Origin of the sequence: Skermanella sp. TT6 (assembly GCF_016653635.2) — a bacterium.
Taxonomy (GTDB): domain Bacteria; phylum Pseudomonadota; class Alphaproteobacteria; order Azospirillales; family Azospirillaceae; genus Skermanella; species Skermanella cutis.
In genome coordinates this window covers 2458470-2474878 of sequence record NZ_CP067420.1, presented here as the reverse complement: position 1 = coordinate 2474878, position 16409 = coordinate 2458470, and the positions used below count along the sequence as shown (strand labels likewise).

At 68.4% G+C, this 16409-nt stretch carries 13 protein-coding genes; 2 read left to right on the top strand and 11 right to left on the bottom strand.

The window, feature by feature from the left end; all coding sequences use genetic code 11:
• Nucleotide 1 precedes the first annotated feature (1 nt).
• From guaA to IGS68_RS11615, 4 genes are read right to left on the bottom strand one after another with little or no spacing between them, the layout of a single operon-like run.
• A complete protein-coding gene (guaA, locus tag IGS68_RS11630; protein ID WP_201080105.1) occupies nucleotides 2-1573 on the bottom strand; it encodes a glutamine-hydrolyzing GMP synthase in 1572 nt (523 codons plus the stop codon).
• A gap of 48 nt (nucleotides 1574-1621) precedes the next feature.
• Nucleotides 1622-2170 carry a GNAT family N-acetyltransferase gene (locus IGS68_RS11625; RefSeq protein ID WP_201080103.1) on the bottom strand — a complete coding sequence of 183 codons (549 nt, stop codon included), beginning with the start codon at nucleotides 2168-2170 and terminating at the stop codon, nucleotides 1622-1624.
• On the bottom strand, nucleotides 2161-2721 hold the full coding sequence (locus IGS68_RS11620) for a GNAT family N-acetyltransferase (RefSeq protein ID WP_201080101.1): 561 nt from the start codon (nucleotides 2719-2721) through the stop codon (nucleotides 2161-2163). Before IGS68_RS11620 ends, IGS68_RS11625 begins: the two co-directional genes overlap by 10 nt.
• Nucleotides 2718-4034, bottom strand: a complete 1317-nt coding sequence (locus IGS68_RS11615; protein ID WP_201080099.1) for an RsmB/NOP family class I SAM-dependent RNA methyltransferase — start codon at nucleotides 4032-4034, stop codon at nucleotides 2718-2720. Before IGS68_RS11615 ends, IGS68_RS11620 begins: the two co-directional genes overlap by 4 nt.
• Before the next feature lie 288 nt (nucleotides 4035-4322).
• Here IGS68_RS11615 and IGS68_RS11610 point away from each other — a divergent pair, with 288 nt between their 5' ends.
• Both IGS68_RS11610 and IGS68_RS11605 read left to right on the top strand, forming a co-directional pair.
• Nucleotides 4323-4904 (top strand): hypothetical protein, encoded by a 582-nt coding sequence (locus tag IGS68_RS11610; protein ID WP_201080097.1) that lies wholly within the window; start codon nucleotides 4323-4325, stop codon nucleotides 4902-4904.
• Nucleotides 4901-5452, top strand: a complete 552-nt coding sequence (locus tag IGS68_RS11605; RefSeq protein ID WP_201080095.1) for a hypothetical protein — start codon at nucleotides 4901-4903, stop codon at nucleotides 5450-5452. The genes IGS68_RS11610 and IGS68_RS11605 overlap by 4 nt, the downstream gene beginning before the upstream one ends.
• A gap of 196 nt (nucleotides 5453-5648) precedes the next feature.
• Here IGS68_RS11605 and guaB read toward each other — a convergent pair whose 3' ends face one another.
• From guaB to xdhA, 7 genes are all read right to left on the bottom strand, one after another.
• The gene (guaB, locus tag IGS68_RS11600; RefSeq protein ID WP_201080093.1) at nucleotides 5649-7124 is read right to left on the bottom strand and encodes an IMP dehydrogenase; all 1476 of its coding nucleotides are present in this window, start codon (nucleotides 7122-7124) and stop codon (nucleotides 5649-5651) included.
• A 979-nt stretch (nucleotides 7125-8103) separates the two neighbouring features.
• Nucleotides 8104-9036, bottom strand: a complete 933-nt coding sequence (locus tag IGS68_RS11595; RefSeq protein WP_201080091.1) for an ABC transporter permease — start codon at nucleotides 9034-9036, stop codon at nucleotides 8104-8106.
• The gene (locus IGS68_RS11590; protein ID WP_201080089.1) at nucleotides 9033-10136 is read right to left on the bottom strand and encodes an ABC transporter permease; all 1104 of its coding nucleotides are present in this window, start codon (nucleotides 10134-10136) and stop codon (nucleotides 9033-9035) included. The genes IGS68_RS11595 and IGS68_RS11590 overlap by 4 nt, the downstream gene beginning before the upstream one ends.
• A complete protein-coding gene (locus IGS68_RS11585) occupies nucleotides 10126-11712 on the bottom strand; it encodes an ABC transporter ATP-binding protein (RefSeq protein WP_201080087.1) in 1587 nt (528 codons plus the stop codon). The genes IGS68_RS11590 and IGS68_RS11585 overlap by 11 nt, the downstream gene beginning before the upstream one ends.
• A gap of 35 nt (nucleotides 11713-11747) precedes the next feature.
• On the bottom strand, nucleotides 11748-12587 hold the full coding sequence (gene xdhC, locus IGS68_RS11580; protein WP_201080085.1) for a xanthine dehydrogenase accessory protein XdhC: 840 nt from the start codon (nucleotides 12585-12587) through the stop codon (nucleotides 11748-11750).
• Nucleotides 12584-14926: a xanthine dehydrogenase molybdopterin binding subunit gene (gene xdhB, locus IGS68_RS11575; protein WP_201080083.1), complete on the bottom strand. Its 2343-nt coding sequence runs from the start codon at nucleotides 14924-14926 to the stop codon at nucleotides 12584-12586. The genes xdhC and xdhB overlap by 4 nt, the downstream gene beginning before the upstream one ends.
• On the bottom strand, nucleotides 14919-16391 hold the full coding sequence (gene xdhA / locus IGS68_RS11570) for a xanthine dehydrogenase small subunit (protein WP_201080081.1): 1473 nt from the start codon (nucleotides 16389-16391) through the stop codon (nucleotides 14919-14921). Before xdhA ends, xdhB begins: the two co-directional genes overlap by 8 nt.
• Nucleotides 16392-16409: the final 18 nt, after the last annotated feature.

The following is a 16409-nucleotide window of genomic DNA, read 5'->3' as shown; positions in this document are numbered from 1 at the left end:
CTCACTCCCACTCGATCGTGCCCGGGGGCTTGCTGGTGATGTCGTAGGTGACACGGTTGATGCCCCGCACCTCGTTGATGATCCGGGTCGCGACGCGGCCCAGGAACTCATGGTCGAACGGGTAATAGTCCGCCGTCATGCCGTCCACCGACGTCACCGCCCGAAGCGCGCAGGCATAGTCGTAGGTCCGCTCGTCGCCCATCACGCCGACCGTCCGGACCGGCAGAAGCACGGCGAAGGCCTGCCAGATCGCGTCGTAGAGGCCGGCGTTACGGATCTCCTCCAGGTAGATCGTGTCGGCCTTGCGCAGGATCGCCAGCTTCTCCGGCGTGATGTCGCCGGGGATGCGGATCGCCAGGCCCGGCCCGGGGAACGGGTGCCGGCCGATGAAGCTCTCGGGCAGGCCCAGTTCCCGGCCCAGCTTCCGGACCTCGTCCTTGAACAGCTCGCGCAGCGGCTCCACCAGCTTCAGCTTCATCCGCTCGGGCAGGCCGCCGACATTGTGGTGCGACTTGATCGTCATGCCGCCGCCGGACAGGGACACGCTTTCGATCACGTCCGGGTACAGCGTGCCCTGCGCCAGGAACTCGGCGCCGCCGATCTTGTGGGCCTCCTCGTCGAACACGTCGATGAAGGTGGCGCCGATGATCTTGCGCTTCCGCTCGGGGTCCGACACCCCGGCCAGCTTGCCCAGGAACAGGTCCGACGCGTCGCGGTGGATCAGCGGGATATTGTAGTGGTCGCGGAACAGGGTGACGACCTGATCCGCCTCGCCGGACCGCATCAGCCCGGTATCCACGAAGATGCAGGTCAGCTGGTCGCCGATCGCCTCGTGGAGCAGGACCGCCGCGACCGAGCTGTCGACGCCGCCGGACAGGCCGCAGATCACCTTGCCCTTGCCGACCTTGGCGCGGATTCGGGCGATCTCTTCCTCGCGGAAGGCGGCCATGGTCCACTCGCCCCGGCATCCGGCGACATGATGGGTGAAGTTCCTCAGCAGCTGGGCGCCGTGCGGGGTGTGGACCACCTCGGGGTGGAACTGCACGCCGTAGAAATGCCGGTCGTCGTCGGCGATCACGGCGAACGGCGCGCCGTCGCTCTGCCCCACGGCGCGGAAACCTTCAGGCAAGCGGGTCACGCGGTCGCCGTGGCTCATCCAGACCTGCTCGCGGGCACCCAGCTCCCACATGCCCTCGAACAGCGCGCAGGGCTCCTTGACGTCCACATAGGCGCGCCCGTACTCGCGGTGCTCGGACCCGGTCACCTCGCCGCCCAGCTGGGCGCACATCACGTGCTGGCCGTAGCAGATACCCAGCACCGGCACCTTCTGCTCGAAGACCTCCTGCGGCGGACGCGGCGAGTTCTCCTGCGAGATGAAGGCGGGGCTGCCGGACAGGATGATCGCCTTGGGATCGAACTCCCTGACCTTCTCCGGCGCCATGCTGAACGGGTGGATCTCGCAATAGACGCCGCTCTCGCGCACCCGACGAGCGATCAGCTGGGTCACCTGGGACCCGAAATCCAGGATGAGAACGCGATCGGCGGTCAGGTCGTTCGAAAGGGGGGCGGTCATGTCTACTCGCTTCAAGCGTGGGAAAGTCTTGCTTCGTCAGAACGTGTGTTAGCGCACCGGAGGGTCGGCGGACAAGCGCGCCAGCGGTGCCAGGTCGCGCCAGCCATAGGCCGCCTCCGTCAGGTCCGCCCCGGCGAAACCGACGATCTTCTCGGCCAGCCGGCAACCGCCCAGGCGTTCGTAGAACCAGCGCGACGGGTTGTTCGCCAGCACCCAGACCACCGCGGAGTTCATACCGTAATTGATCAGTTCGGTCGCCATGGCGGCCATCAGGTGGCGGCCGATGCCCCGGCCCTGCGCATGGTCGTACAGATAGAGCGCGTAGAATTCGCCGCCATAGCCTTCGATGGCGGTCCGCTGGGTCCCGCAGGATGCGAACCCCACGATTCCGGTCGGCGGCTCCACGGCGACGAAGCTGCCATGGATGCGGGACCGGTCGGCCAGGATCCTCCGCCAGCGCTGCGCGTAGCCCGGCACGGACAGGCCGAGCAGGTAGCTGTCGGGCACCATGCCCGGATATGTCGTTCGCCAACTGGCGACATGAACCTCGGCGATGCCTGCCGCGTCTTCCGGACGGGCGGGACGGATCAGCGCCATGCCTCCTCACTTCGCCGCGCGAGCGGCGTCACGTCGGACCACCCGTAGGCCACTTCCATCACCCGCGTGCCGTCGAACATCAGCGGACGCTCGCTTACCAACACGCCGCCCATTTTCTCATAGAAACGGCGGGCGCGTAAATTGTCGCGCAAGGCCCAGACGGTGCTGGCGGTCATGCCTCGAAGCACGAGGTTCGCCGCCATGGTGGTCATCAGCCGGGTGCCCAGCCCGCGGCCCTGCCCGACCTGGAGGACGTAGAGCGCGTGGAACTCCCCGGAATAATCGGCGAGGCCGACCTGCTCCGGTCCGGTGACGCCGAACCCGACGACCCGATCCTCGCCCTCTACCGGCATCTCGGCGACGAAGACGTCGATCCGGTTCCGCTTGTTGTCCAGCACCTGCGCCCAGTACCGCGTGCGGCTGAACACGTCCATGGCGGCCAGCGTGCGGTCGGGGACGATGCCGGGGTAGGTCTCGCGCCAGCCGGCTACGTGGACATAGGCGATCGCGGCGGCATCGTCGAGCCGTGCGCGCCGGATCCGCCCGATCATTCGGCGGCGCTCCCGCGCTCCAGCACGGCGGCAAAGAAGCCGTCCGTGCCATGGCGCGCCGGCGACAGGCGCATGAAGGGGCCGGTTCCCGGGCCGGCGGTGCCGACGGCGCTGGTCCACAACTCGTCCACCGGCTTGACCGCGAAGTCGGGATGGGCCGCCAGGAAGGCTTCGACCTGCCGCTCGTTCTCTTGGGGCAGCATGGAGCAGGTCGCGTAGACCAGCCGCCCGCCCGGCTTCACCAGCCGCGCCGCCGAGTCGAGGATGCCGTGCTGGAGCTTCTCCAACTCCTCCAGCCCCGGCCCGAGAAGCCGCCAGCGGCTGTCCGGGTTGCGCCGCCAGGTGCCCGTGCCGGTGCAGGGCGCATCCACCAGGACTCGGTCGAACTTTCCCTTGTGGCGCTTCACCCAGGGATCGCGCTCGCTGGACAGCGCCCGGGTCTCGACATTGTGGAGGCCGGCACGGCGGATCCGCTCCGCCGCGCGCTTCAGCCGCTTCTCCAGCACGTCGCAGGCGACCAACCGGCCCTTGTTCTGCATGCCGGCCGCGATCGCCAGCGCCTTGCCCCCGGCTCCGGAGCAGAAATCCACCACCTGATGTCCGGGCTTCGCGTCGGTCAGCAACCCGATCAACTGCGAGCCCTCGTCCTGAATCTCGACCATCCCGCTCTTGAACGCATCGGTCGAGGCCAGGGGAGGCCGCCCGTGGATCCGGATGCCGAACGGCGACCAGCGGGTAGGCTCGCCCTCTATCCCGGCGGCGGCCAGCGCCGCCAGCGCCGCGTCGCGGTCCGCCTTGACCGGATTCGCCCTGAGGTCGAGCGGAGCGGGGTCGAGCAGGGCCGCCAGTTCCGGCACGAACCGGTCGCCGAAGAACTCGCGCAGGTGCCCGGCCGCCCAGTCCGGGCATTCGACCGCCACCTCCTCCGGCATGCCGGGGTGGTCCAGGGTGTGGCCGTCGAGCTTGTTGGCCAGCCGGATCTCCCCCTGGCTGAACTGGGCCGGCGCGAATCGGCCGCCGCTGAACAGCTTGTCCAGATGGTCGGCCGGTCGCCCCTGGGCCAGGATCTGGTCCGCGATCAGCAGCGTGCGCGCCGTGACCGGGAAGCCGCCGGCATGCTGGAACCACCAGCGAAGCCGCGCGTGGCGACGCAGCACGCCGTAGACCGTCTCGGCCACGGCGGCGCGATCCTTCGCACCGATGAATCGGCGCGCGCGGAAGAAGGCGCTGATCACGGCGTCTGCCGGACGCGGGGTCACCTCCACCTCGTCGAGGAGTTCGATGGCGGCTTGCAGGCGGGCGCCGGGGGTCATCTTGTCTCTGCTGATCGGACATGGGCACGGGGAAAACGCGAAGGTGTGACATGGGCGATGAAACGCCGCCACGCAACAGCTTTCGTCGTTCCGGCGGCACGAGCGCGTGATGAAAGTGCCGTGGGCGGGTGCGCGGCCCGCCACCCTGGGTACTGCGGCATGAAGAAACTTCGATGATGTATTGCCGAGCGCGCGGACTACCTCCATAGTCCTATGACCGACCCATGGTGCGCCGCACCATGGGCGGGGAGCGAGTCCGATATCGGTAACTTCAATGGTGCGTCGGCTATGTCGCCGGTCGAGATCGTCACTGACATCATGTTCGCCGGACTGTCCGGCATGGTCGGATTCTTCGCGGCCCGCCTGGGCGGCGAGGCCTGGTCGCGGATGATCCTCACGAGCGCCGCCGCGACCCGCGCCCGAACCAAGCTCAGGCGCTGCGCACCGCTGCTGCCCGCCTTCGACCAGCGCCGGGCCAAGTTGCGCATCGCCCTGGCCCAGAGCGAGGCCCGACGCCGCTCGGTAGAGCGCCAGATCGACCAGTTCCAGTCCAAGCTGGAGGAATTGCAGCGGCGGGACGACGAACTGATCCGGATCGTCGGGCGCAAGCGGCCCGGCTGCCGGCTGTTCAAGGCCGTCATGGTAAACCGCCATGTGCAGGCGGCACTGCGCGAAGGACGCTCGCACGGGCTGCTCGACGGCAGCTGGGCGCGGGCACAGCATGTCGAGATCTGGGCCCAGAACCTGCCGGAGGCCAAGGCCAGCCTGGACAACCGCTTCCCGGTCAGCCTCGGATTCATCCTGATCGAGATGATCGAGCCTGAAGAGGCTCCCGGCGCGGCGGCGGACGGCAAAGGGGCGGCCGCATGATCACCACCTACATCCTGTGCTTCTTCACCGGCTATCTCGGCGTGCTGATGGGCCTGCGCCTGGCCCTGGACAGGATCGCTGTCGCCCGCCATCTGGTCAACGGCCTGCAGCGGGACCGGACCCGGCAGGTGGCGGCGATCCGCGAGGCGGCGAGGGGCTGCAGGACCGCCAAGCGCAAGGCGGCCGACAGCGACCTCCTGGTCGGTCGCCTGACGGCGGAGGCGGCGAAGCTGGAGGAGAAGCTCAAGTCCATCCGCAAGAGCGACAACCGGCTGGTCGTCCTGGACGAGCGCCGGCTGCCCGAGGATCACCGCTGGATCGTCGTCATCTCCGGCGGCGGCGGAGCCCTGCCGGAAGCGACCGGCGAGGAAGGCAACGAGAACTGGAGCGGCAACCTCCGCTTCCTGGTCTGGGCGACGACCATGGAGCGCGCGGTCAAGAAGGCCGCGACCCGGTTTCCGCCGAGCCGCGGCTTCAAGATCGAGGTCGCCACGGCACCGAACGGGACGCCGCCCGGCGGCGCCCCATCCCAGCCGACCGCCGCCTAGAGCGGTCCCCGATCAGGTTGAATCGCTCCGGTCCTCGCAGCCGGCCGGTCCATTCGCCGCACTGTGTTGCGCCATGGGCGCAACCTACGGCTCGATGCAGGGCGGAGGTGATGCGGGCCGACGATCGTAGGTTGCGCCCGTGGCGCAACGCATCGAATCAGCCGTCTCGGGCGGGTCGACCTGATCGGGGACAGCTCTAGAGGTCGCGGCGGTAGTTGGGCGCCTCGTTGGTGATCATGATGTCGTGGACGTGGCTCTCGCGCAGGCCCGCGTTGGTGATCTTCACGAAGTTGCAGCGGGTCTGCATCTCCTGGATGCTGCTGTTGCCGGTATAGCCCATGGCCGCCTTCAGCCCGCCGACCAGCTGGTGGATCACGCCGCCGACCGGACCCTTGTAAGGCACGCGTCCCTCGACGCCCTCGGGCACCAGCTTCATGGTGTCGCGGACTTCCTGCTGGAAGTAGCGGTCCGCCGAACCGCGCGCCATGGCGCCGACCGAGCCCATGCCCCGGTAGCTCTTGTAGCTCCGGCCCTGGTACAGGATGACCTCGCCGGGGCTCTCGTCGGTCCCCGCGAACAGGCTGCCCAGCATCGCGCAGTCGGCGCCCGCCGCGATCGCTTTGGCGAGATCGCCGGAATATTTGATGCCGCCGTCGCTGACGACGGGGATGCCCTGGCGGTGGCATTCCTCCACCACGTCCATCACCGCGGTCAGCTGAGGAACGCCGACGCCGGCGACCATGCGGGTCGTGCAGATCGATCCCGGGCCGATTCCGACCTTCACCGCGTCGACGCCGGCCCCGATCAGCGCCTTGGCGGCTTCCGACGTGGCGACGTTGCCGGCGACCACCTGGGTGTAGTTGGACAGCCGGCGCACCCGCTCGATCTGTTCCATCACCTTGCGGGAATGGCCATGGGCGGTATCGACCACCAGCACGTCCACCTCGGCGTCGAACAGCGCCTCGGCGCGGGCCAGCCCGTCCTCGCCGGTGCCGGTCGCGGCGGCGGCGCGCAGCCGGCCCTTCTCGTCCTTGCAGGCGTTGGGGTGCAGCTGCGCCTTCTCGATGTCCTTGACGGTGACCAGCCCGATGCAGCGGTAGGCATCGTCGACCACCAGCAACTTCTCGATGCGGAACTGGTGGAGCAGCCGCTTGGCCTCCTCCCGGTCCACGCCTTCGCGGACCGTCACCAGCCTTTCGCTGGTCATCAGCTCCGAGACGCGCTGCTGCGGGTTGGACGCGAAACGGACGTCGCGGTTGGTCAGGATGCCAACCAGCTTGCCCGAGGGCTGCTCGACCACGGGAATACCGGAAATGCGGTAATTCGCCATCAGGCCCAGGGCGTTGGCCAGGGAGGCGGTCGGCTCGATCGTGATCGGGTTGACCACCATGCCGGATTCGAACCGCTTGACCCGCCGGACCTCGTCCGCCTGCCGCTCGATATCCATATTGCGATGGAGCACGCCGATGCCGCCGGCCTGCGCCATGGCGATGGCGAGGCTGCTTTCGGTCACCGTGTCCATGGCGGCGGACATCAGCGGAATGCCAAGTTCGATCGTCTTGGTCAGCCGGGTGCGGGTATCCGTCTGGGCCGGCAGCACCGAGGATTCGGCCGGCACCAGCAGGACGTCGTCGAAGGTGAGGGCTTCGCGGAACTGCGCTATCTGGGCCATTAACCGTCTCCTGGCGTAAAATTTGCGGCACTATACACAGGAAACGCGCCCTGTGAAGTCTACGTTGCCTTGCGGCATACGCAGGGCTCGCCCCATCGCGCCCTGGTGTCTCCACGCGTCAGCCGACGGACGGTTCGCATATCCGGTGAGCCTTGCCCGCTGATGCTAAATAGTGGTAGATTGCACCCGGCAAGGAGTGCGATGAGTGGCACAACATTTCCGATTTAGTCTATTGGGCAGTCCCGATCACCGGGAACCGCGAAGCGTGTCTGAGCCGCCCGCGCATAAAGGGCCGCGCCTTCCCGGGAGCCTCGCCGAATACCTGAGCCTCCACCACGATGAATTGATCACCTTGGTTGAGGCGAGGCGACGGCCGGAACACGCGGACCAGTGGGAAGAAATCTGAAACCCTCGGCAGATACCCGGCACTGGATTGACTGATCAGAAGAATGGGCTCCAGGTATACTCTCATCGCATTCAAAGGAGTCCTGAAGGACAGCGGACGGAATCATCCCGACGAAGCACCCTTCACTATGCAAAGATCTCATTTGACCGAGGATGAGCGGACCGCTTGCGAATTCGTGATTGAACTTATCCGGAACTACGGGTTCGAGCAGCGGAGAATTGAACCCGACGCAGCCTTGGGCATTCTTGATCATGGTCGAGGCCATTTTCCTTCCGAACCCTCGGACCCGACAAGGACGGTCTGCGGCCGTTACGCCGTCGTTAGGTCGCAGGTCGGAACATCCGGTATCCTGGTTCTCTTCATCCAGTCAAGGCTTCGTGGTGATCGGACTATCGAAATGATCGGTCTGCGGAGATTCAAGACTTTCTCGGACGGATCGCCGGACTTCGGCACCATTTCACCCGTCGTTCCGTCCCGCCCTGACCCGCCGCAAGACGGCTTCTGATCATTCAATCCATGAGGTCCCGCCGGGCCCAATGCAGGACCGCGCGGGACGTCGAGGATCGCCTCCCGTCACACCGACGGGCGGAAAGGCTGTCCCAGGCAGGCGGGCGCCTGGAACCGGCCGCGCCAGGGGCCGGCCGAGATTATGGTCAGCACCGCGATGGTCGCCAGGTAAGGCAGCATGGTGAACACCTGCCCCGGCAGCCCGAAGCCCAGACCGCCGCTTCCCTGCGCGTGAAGCTGGAGGATCGTCACGCCGCCGAAAACATAGGCCCCCAGCAGCACCCGGCCCGGCCGCCAGGATCCGAACACCACCAGCGCCAGCGCGATCCAGCCGCGTCCCGACGTCATGTTCTCCGCCCACATGGGTGTCACCGACAGCGACAGGAAAGCGCCGCCCAGCCCGGCCATGGCGCCGCCGAAGAGGGTCGCCAAGTAGCGCACCCCGATCACCGGATGCCCGATGGAATGCGCGGATTCAGCCGACTCGCCGACCGCCCGCAGCACCATGCCGGCATGGGTCCGCTTCAGGAACCAGCCGACCGCCAGGGTCAGCGCAACGGACAGGTAGACCATGGCGTCGTACTGGAACAGCAGCGGACCCACGACCGGCAGGTCGCTCACGCCGGGAACGGCCAGCTTGGGCAGCCCGGCGATCGGCATGCCGACGAAGCCGGCGCCGATCAGGGCGCTCAGCCCGATCCCGAAGATGGTCAGGGCAAGGCCGGTCGCCACCTGATTCGCCATGAGGGTCAGCACCAGCACCGCGAAGACCAGCGCCAGCGCGGCGCCGGCCAGCGCCGCCGAGCCGATGCCCAGGACAGCGCTGCCGGTCGTCATGGTCACGCCGAAGCCGACCACCGCGCCGATCAGCATCATGCCCTCGACGCCCAGGTTCAGCACGCCCGAGCGTTCCACCACCAGTTCGCCCACGGCGGCGAACAGCATCGGCGTCGCGGCGATCACCACGGATACCGCGATCAGGACGAGGAAATCGATCATGTCGCGGCGACCTCCCGGCGGGGCTTGGCGGCCTGGTGCCTGGCCGACTGGAAACGGATGCGGTACCGGACCAGGAAGTCCGAGGCCAAGAGGTAGAACAGCAGCATCCCTTGGAACACGCCGGTCGCCGCCTGCGGCAATTGGGCATAGACCTGGGCGTTCTCGCCGCCGATATAGGAGATCGCCATCACCAGCCCGGCCAGGATGATCCCCAACGGGTTGAGCCGCCCCAGGAAGGCGACGATGATCGCGGTGAAGCCGTAGCCCGGGGTCAGCTGCGGCGTCAGCTGGCCGATCGGTCCGGCCACCTCGATCATGCCGGCCAGCCCGGCCAGCGCGCCGCCCAGCAGCAGGCTGAGCCAGACGGTGCCCTTCTGGCTGAACCCGGCGAAGCGGGCCGCCATGGGCGCCTGCCCGACCACCTTGACCTGGAAGCCGGTCACCGTGTGGGTCAGCAGGACCCAGGCCGCCACGGCGGCGAACAGCGCGACGAAGGCGCCGGCATGCAGCCGGGTGCCCTCCAGGACGATGGGCAGGATCGCCGCCTCGGTGAACAGCCGGCTCTGCGGGAAGTTGAAGCCTTCCGGGTCGCGCCACGGTCCATGGACCAGGATGCTCAGCACCAGCGTGGCGACATATGTCAGCATCAGGCTGGTCAGGATCTCGCTGACCTCGAACTTCGTCTTCAGGAACGCCGGGATCGCCGCCCACAGCATGCCGCCCAGGGCACCGGCAACGAACATCAGCGGCAGGATCCAGAAGCCCTCGTCACCCCAGAAGGCCAAGGCCACGCCGGCGCCGAATATCGCGCCGATGGTCAGCTGCCCCTCGGCCCCGATGTTCCAGACATTGGCGCGGAAGCCTATGGCGAGCCCCGTCGCGATCAGGATCAGCGGCCCCGCCTTCACCGCCAGCTCGGCGAGGCCGAACTGGGTCTCCAGCGGCGACACCAGGAAGATGTACAGGGTCGATCCCGGGTTCAGCCCCAGGAACATGAACAGCAGGTATCCCGACAGGATGGTCAGCGCGATCGCCAGCAGCGGCGTGCCGTAGACCAGCGACTTCGGGATCTCCCGCCGCGGTTCGAACTTAAGCGACATGCTGGGAGCCCCCTTTGTTCTCCGCCCCCTGGATGGCGGGCACCTCCGCCGACATTCCGTGCAGGCCGCCCATCAGCAAGCCGATCTCCTCCAGGGAGGCGTCCGCCGTGTCGATCGCCTTCGACAGGGTGCCGACATTCAGCACCGCCAGCCGGTCGCACAGGGTCAGCAGCTCGTCCAGATCCTGGGAAACCACGACGATAGCCGCCCCGTTCTGCGCCAAGTTGAACAGCGCCTGGTGGATCGCCGCGGCGGCGCCCGCATCGACGCCCCAGGTCGGCTGGGCGATCACCAGCACCTCGGGCGCCTGGAGGATCTCGCGACCGACGATGTATTTCTGAAGATTGCCGCCGGACAGGCTGCGGGCCGCGGAATCAGGCCCACGCGCCTTGACGCCGAATTCCTGGATGATCCGCTCGGCGAACTCGCGGGTGGCGTCCCGCCGGATCCAGCCGCGCAGCGCCAGCTTCATGCGGTTTCGCGCGCTGATCAGCGCGTTCGACGCCAGGCTCATGTCGGGCACCGCGGCGTGGCCGTTGCGCTCCTCGGGAACGCAGCAGAGGCCCAGCGCCCGCCGGCGCTCGACGCCCAGGCCGCCGACCGGCTTGCCGTCCAGCCGGATGCTATCCGGGTTTCCGACCGTCAGCTCGCCCGACAGCGCCCGCATCAGCTCGTTCTGGCCGTTGCCGGCGACGCCGGCGATGCCGAAGATCTCCCCGGCCGCCACCTCGAACCCGACGCGCCTCAGCGTGGTCCCGAACGGCTGATCGGTCGCCAAATCGAGTGCCTCGACGGTGAAGCGGGTGGCGGCCTTGGGCCGGGTCCCCCGCCGGGCCAGTGTCTTCAGCTCGGCGCCGATCATCATCTGCGCCATGCCGCGGGTGGATTCCACCGCCGGGTCGCATTCCCCGACCACCTTGCCGCCGCGCAGGATCGTGGCGTGGTCGCAGAGGTCCTTGATCTCCTGGAGTTTGTGGCTGATGTAGAGGATCGAGCAGCCCTCCGATGCCAGCAGCCGCAACGTGCCGAACAGCCGCTCGACCTCCTGCGGGGTCAGCACGGAAGTCGGCTCGTCCATGATCAGCAGCTTGGGATCCTGGAGCAGGCAGCGTACGATCTCGACCCGCTGACGCTCCCCGACCGACAGGGTGTGGATTTCTCGCCTCGGGTCCAGCGGCAGCCCGTAGGCCTGCGAGACTTCCACGATCCGCCCGGACAGGGTGCGCATGTCGGGCTTGCCTTCCAGCCCCAGCGCGATGTTCTCCAGCACCGTCATGGCGTCGAACAGCGAAAAGTGCTGGAACACCATGCCGATGCCGAGCCGGCGCGCCGCGTGCGGGTTGGCAAGCTGGACGGCCTGCCCGTTCCACAGCACCTCACCCTCGTCGGCATGCAGCACGCCGTAGATGATCTTCACCAGCGTGCTCTTGCCGGCGCCGTTCTCCCCCAGCAGTGCATGGATCTCGCCCGGCTGGACGGAGAAGCCGACCCCGTCGTTGGCGACGACGCCGGGAAATCGCTTGGTTATTCCGCGAAGCTCAAGGCGGGGCGGAACCCCGCCGGCATCGTTGGTCATGTTCACTCTCCCAGTTCGGCGGGACCCTGTTCCCTCTATGCCTCGGCGTTCGCGGGTTCTGATGCCTCTTTGGACGCTTCGGCCGTCGTTATCAAGAGTTCAGCGGCGACCAGCGCCGCGATCACCTCCGGTCGCTTGTCGCGGTGCAGGGCGGACCCGATCGGGCAGGTCAGCCGGTCCAGCACGCCCGGGTTCCCCCCTTGGGCGGCGAAGGTCCGCTCGAACCGCCGCCGCTTGGTCGCCGAGCCGATCAGGCCGGCATAGGCGAAGTCCCCGCGCCGCAGCACCGCTTGCGTGATTTGGAAGTCCAGGGCGTGCAGGTGCGTCAGCACCAGAAAGCAGGCCCCCGGCGGCGCCTCGGCGACCATGTCCAGCGGCGAGTCCGTGACGACCCGGCGCACCTTGGCCCCCGGCATGGCATCCGGGAACTCCTCCGCCCGCCCGTCGATCCACAGCACGTCCAGCGGCAGCGGCGCCAGCGCCGACGCGATCGCCTTGCCCACGTGGCCGGCGCCGAACAGCAGCACCCGGGGCAGCCTGGCGGCGGCGTCCGCTTCCTCGGCCTGGAGCCGCGCCAGCACCGCCGCGTCGGCCTGCTCCAGCCGAAGCGTCACGTGGCCGCCGCAGCACTGGCCGATCGCGGGACCGAGCGGCACCTCGATCACCTCCTCCAACTCTGCCATGGACCGTGCCCGGGCGATCGCGTCCCATTCCAGCCGGCCGCCGCCGATCGTCCCGGCCGTGGCCGCCGGACCGACCAGCATCCGCGCGCCCGGTTCGCGCGGGGTGGAGCCCCGCGCCGCGGCCACCGTCACCAGCGCCGCGCGTTCGCCACGCGCCAGCATGGCCCTCAGCGCCGGCGCCAGCCCGGTCATGCCTGCCGCTTTCCCGCCCGCAGGGACTCGATCGCCGTCAGCACCTTCTCCGGCGTGGCCGGCGGATCGATCCTCGGGCAGGTCGCGTAGTCGCCGACGCTCGCCACCGCGTCCGAGATCGCGTGGAGCACCGACATGCCCAGCATGAAGGGCGGCTCCCCGACCGCCTTGGAGCGGTAGATCGTGTCCTTTCGGTTCCGCGCGTTCTCCAGCAGGTGGACGTTGAAGATGCGCGGCCGGTCGCTGCAGGCCGGGATCTTGTATGTGCTGGGCGCGTGGGTCCGCAGATGCCCCCGCTGGTCCCACCACAGCTCCTCCATGGTCAGCCAGCCCATGCCCTGCACGAAACCGCCCTCGACCTGGCCGCGGTCCAGCGCCGGGTTCAGCGAATGCCCCACATCGTGCAGGATATCGACCCGGTCGACCCTGTACTCCCCGGTCAGCGTATCGACGGTCACCTCGGCCGCCGCAGCACCGTAGGAGAAGTAATAGAACGGCTTGCCCCGACCGGCCGCCCGGTCCCAGTGGATCTCCGGCGTCTTGTAGAATCCGGTGGACGAAAGCTGGATGCGCGCCATGTAGGCCGTCCGCACCAAGTCGCCGAACGGGATCTCCTGGTTGCCGATCCGCACCCGGTTGGGCAGGAACACCACCTGCTCCCGGGGCACACCCCAGTTCTCGACCGCGAAGCCGATCAGCCGCTCCTTGATCGTCGCCGCCGCATTCTGAGCGGCCTTGCCGTTCAGGTCGGCCCCCGACGACGCCGCGGTGGCCGAGGTGTTGGGCACCTTGCCGGTCGTGGTCGCCGTGACGCGGACCTTCTCGATGTCGATCTGGAACTCCTCGGCGACGACCTGGGCGACCTTCACGTAGAGCCCCTGCCCCATCTCGGTCCCGCCGTGGTTCAGGTGGACGGTGCCGTCGGTATAGACATGGACCAGCGCGCCGGCCTGATTGTACTGGGTGGCCGTGAAGGAAATGCCGAACTTGACCGGCGTCAGCGCGATCCCCTTTCGCAGCCAGCCGCCCCTGGCGTTGTGCGCCCGGATCGCGTCGCGCCGCGCCCGGTAGTCAGACCGCTCCTCCAGCGCCGAGACGATCTCAGGCGCGATATTGTCCTCCACGGTCTGGTGATAGGGCGTCAGGTCCCGGCCTTCGCCGCCGTAGAAATTCAGCTTGCGGATCTCCAGCGGGTCCTTGCCCACGGCATAGGCGACCTCCTCGATCACCCGTTCCGCCGCGACCATCCCCTGGGGTCCGCCGAACCCGCGGAATGCCGTGTTGGACACCGTGTTGGTCTTCAGCGGCAGCGACTTCGCCGTGACCGCCTCGTAGAAATAGGTGTTGTCGCAGTGGAACAGCGCCCGGTCGGTCACCGGCCCGGACAGGTCGGCGGCGAACCCGCAGCGCGCGGCGAACAGGAACTCGACGCCCCGGATCCGCCCGTCATCGTCGAACCCGACGCGGTAATCCACCTCGAAGTCGTGGCGCTTGCCGGTGATCACCATGTCGTCGTCGCGGTCCGGCCGAAGCTTCGCCGCCCGGCCCGTCTTCCTGGCGACCACGGCTGCCGTCGCCGCGAAGAGATTCGCCTGCGTCTCCTTGCCCCCGAACGCCCCGCCCATGCGCCGGACCTCGACCGCCACGGCGTTGGCCGGCACGTTCAGCACATGGGCGACGATGTGCTGGACCTCGCTGGGATGCTGGGTCGAGCAATGGACCAGTACCTCGTCGTCCTCGCCGGGGACGGCCATGGCGATCTGGCCCTCCAGATAGAAATGGTCCTGGCCGCCGATCGAGATCCTGCCTTCCAGCCGGTGCGGCGCTCCGGCGATCGCCGCATCCGACTCGCCGCGCTTCAGGACCATGGGCGGGAACACCACGGTTCCGCGCTCCCGCGCCCGGTCCAGGGTCAGCACCGGCTCCAGGTCCTCGTAGGTCGCGACCGCGAGCCGCGCCGCCCGGCGCGCCTGCTCCCGGGTCTCCGCCGCCACCGCGAACAGGGGCTGGCCGGCATACTCGATCAGGTCGTCGGCGAACAGCGGCTCGTCATGCCGGCCCATGCAGCTCACGTCGTTGACGCCCGGCACGTCCGCCGCCGTGACGACCTCGACCACCCCCGGCGCCGATTTCACCGCCGACAGGTCCAGCGACACCAGCCTTGCATGGGGCCGATCGCTGAGGCCGAGATAGACGTGCAGCAGCCCCGCGGGTTCCCGGATATCGTCGACATAGACGGCTTCGCCGGTCACGTGCTTGTGCGCGCTGTCGTGCCGCCGGTCGGAATGCACGGCACCGGAAATGCGCTCGACGAGACCCGCCTCCGTTGAATCAGGCATGGACCAGCCTCCGGTCGCCGACCAGGCGCGTATCCGCCTCGGGGTCGGTGGTTTCCACATAGAGTTTCATCAGCAGGTTGGCCGCCACGGCTCTGCGGTAGGACGCGCTGGCCCGCCAGTCGGTCAGCGGGGTGAAGTCCCGGCCCAGCGCCGCCATGGCATCGCGCACGGTCGCCTCGCTCCAGGGCTTGCCGACCAGCGCCTTCTCGGCCTCGACCGCCCGTTTCGGGGTCGCGGCCATCCCGCCATAGGCGATCCTGGCTTCCGCCACGGTGCCGCCATCGATCCTGACCGAGAAGCAGGCGCACACCGCCGAGATGTCCTGGTCGAACCGCTTGGTGATCTTGTAGGCACGGAACCGCGCACCCGGCGCGGGTTTGGGCAGGACGACGGTCTCGACGAACTCGCCTGCCCGCCGGTCCTGCTTGCCGTAGTCGATGAAGAAATCCTCGATCGGCATCGACCGCCGGCCGTCCTTCGACCGCAGCACCAGCGTGGCGCCCGCCGCGATCAGGGCCGGCGGCGTGTCGCCGATGGGCGAGCCGTTGGCGATGTTGCCGCCGATCGTGCCGACGTTCCGCACCTGCACCGCCCCGATCCGCCGGATCAGCTCGCCGAAATCGGGATAGAGCGCCCCGACGGGACCCATGACGTCGGTGTAGGTGGCTCCGGCCGAGATCTCCAGCGCGGTGCCGGTGTCCCGGATTTCCCGGAAGCCCTGGATGCGCCCCGTGTAGATGACGACGTCCAGCACCCGCTGGAACTTGGTGACCCAGAGCCCGACGTCGGTCGCTCCCGAGACGATCCGGGCATCCGGATGGTCGGCCAGCAGGTCCGCGAACGCCTCCAGCGTCGCCGGGGCGTAGAACAGCCGCCCGGCCTTTCCGACGCGCAGCGTCTCGCCGTCCTGCAATCCCGCCAGCCGATCCGCCGTGACCGCGGCCTCCGCCGCGAAGCGGTCCGCGGCCGGCGCTCCCAGCGCGTACATCCGCTCGCTCGCCGCGACGATCGGCGAGTATCCCGTGCAGCGGCACAGGTTGCCGGCCAGCGCGTCGTCCACCGCGGCGCCGTCCGGAGCCTCCTCGCCCTTGTACAGCGCGAACATGGACATGACGAAGCCGGGCGTGCAGAAGCCGCATTGCGACCCGTGGCAATCCACCAGGGCCTGCTGCACCGGATGGAGCGAGCCGTCCGCTCCCTTCAGGTGCTCGACCGTCAGCACCTGGCAGCCGTCCAGCGTCGCGACGAAGCGGATGCAGGCGTTCACCGCCTCGTACCGCACGCGGCCGCCCTCCAGCCGCCCGACCACCACGGTGCAGGCGCCGCAGTCGCCTTCCGCGCAGCCCTCCTTGGTGCCGACCTTGCGCTGGTCCAGGCGCAGCCAGTCCAGCACCGTCAGGGTCGGATCGACCTCCCGGATCTCGATCAGCCGGTCTCCCAGCAGAAACCTTACGCAATCGCGCATGCAACGTCTCCCCTCGCG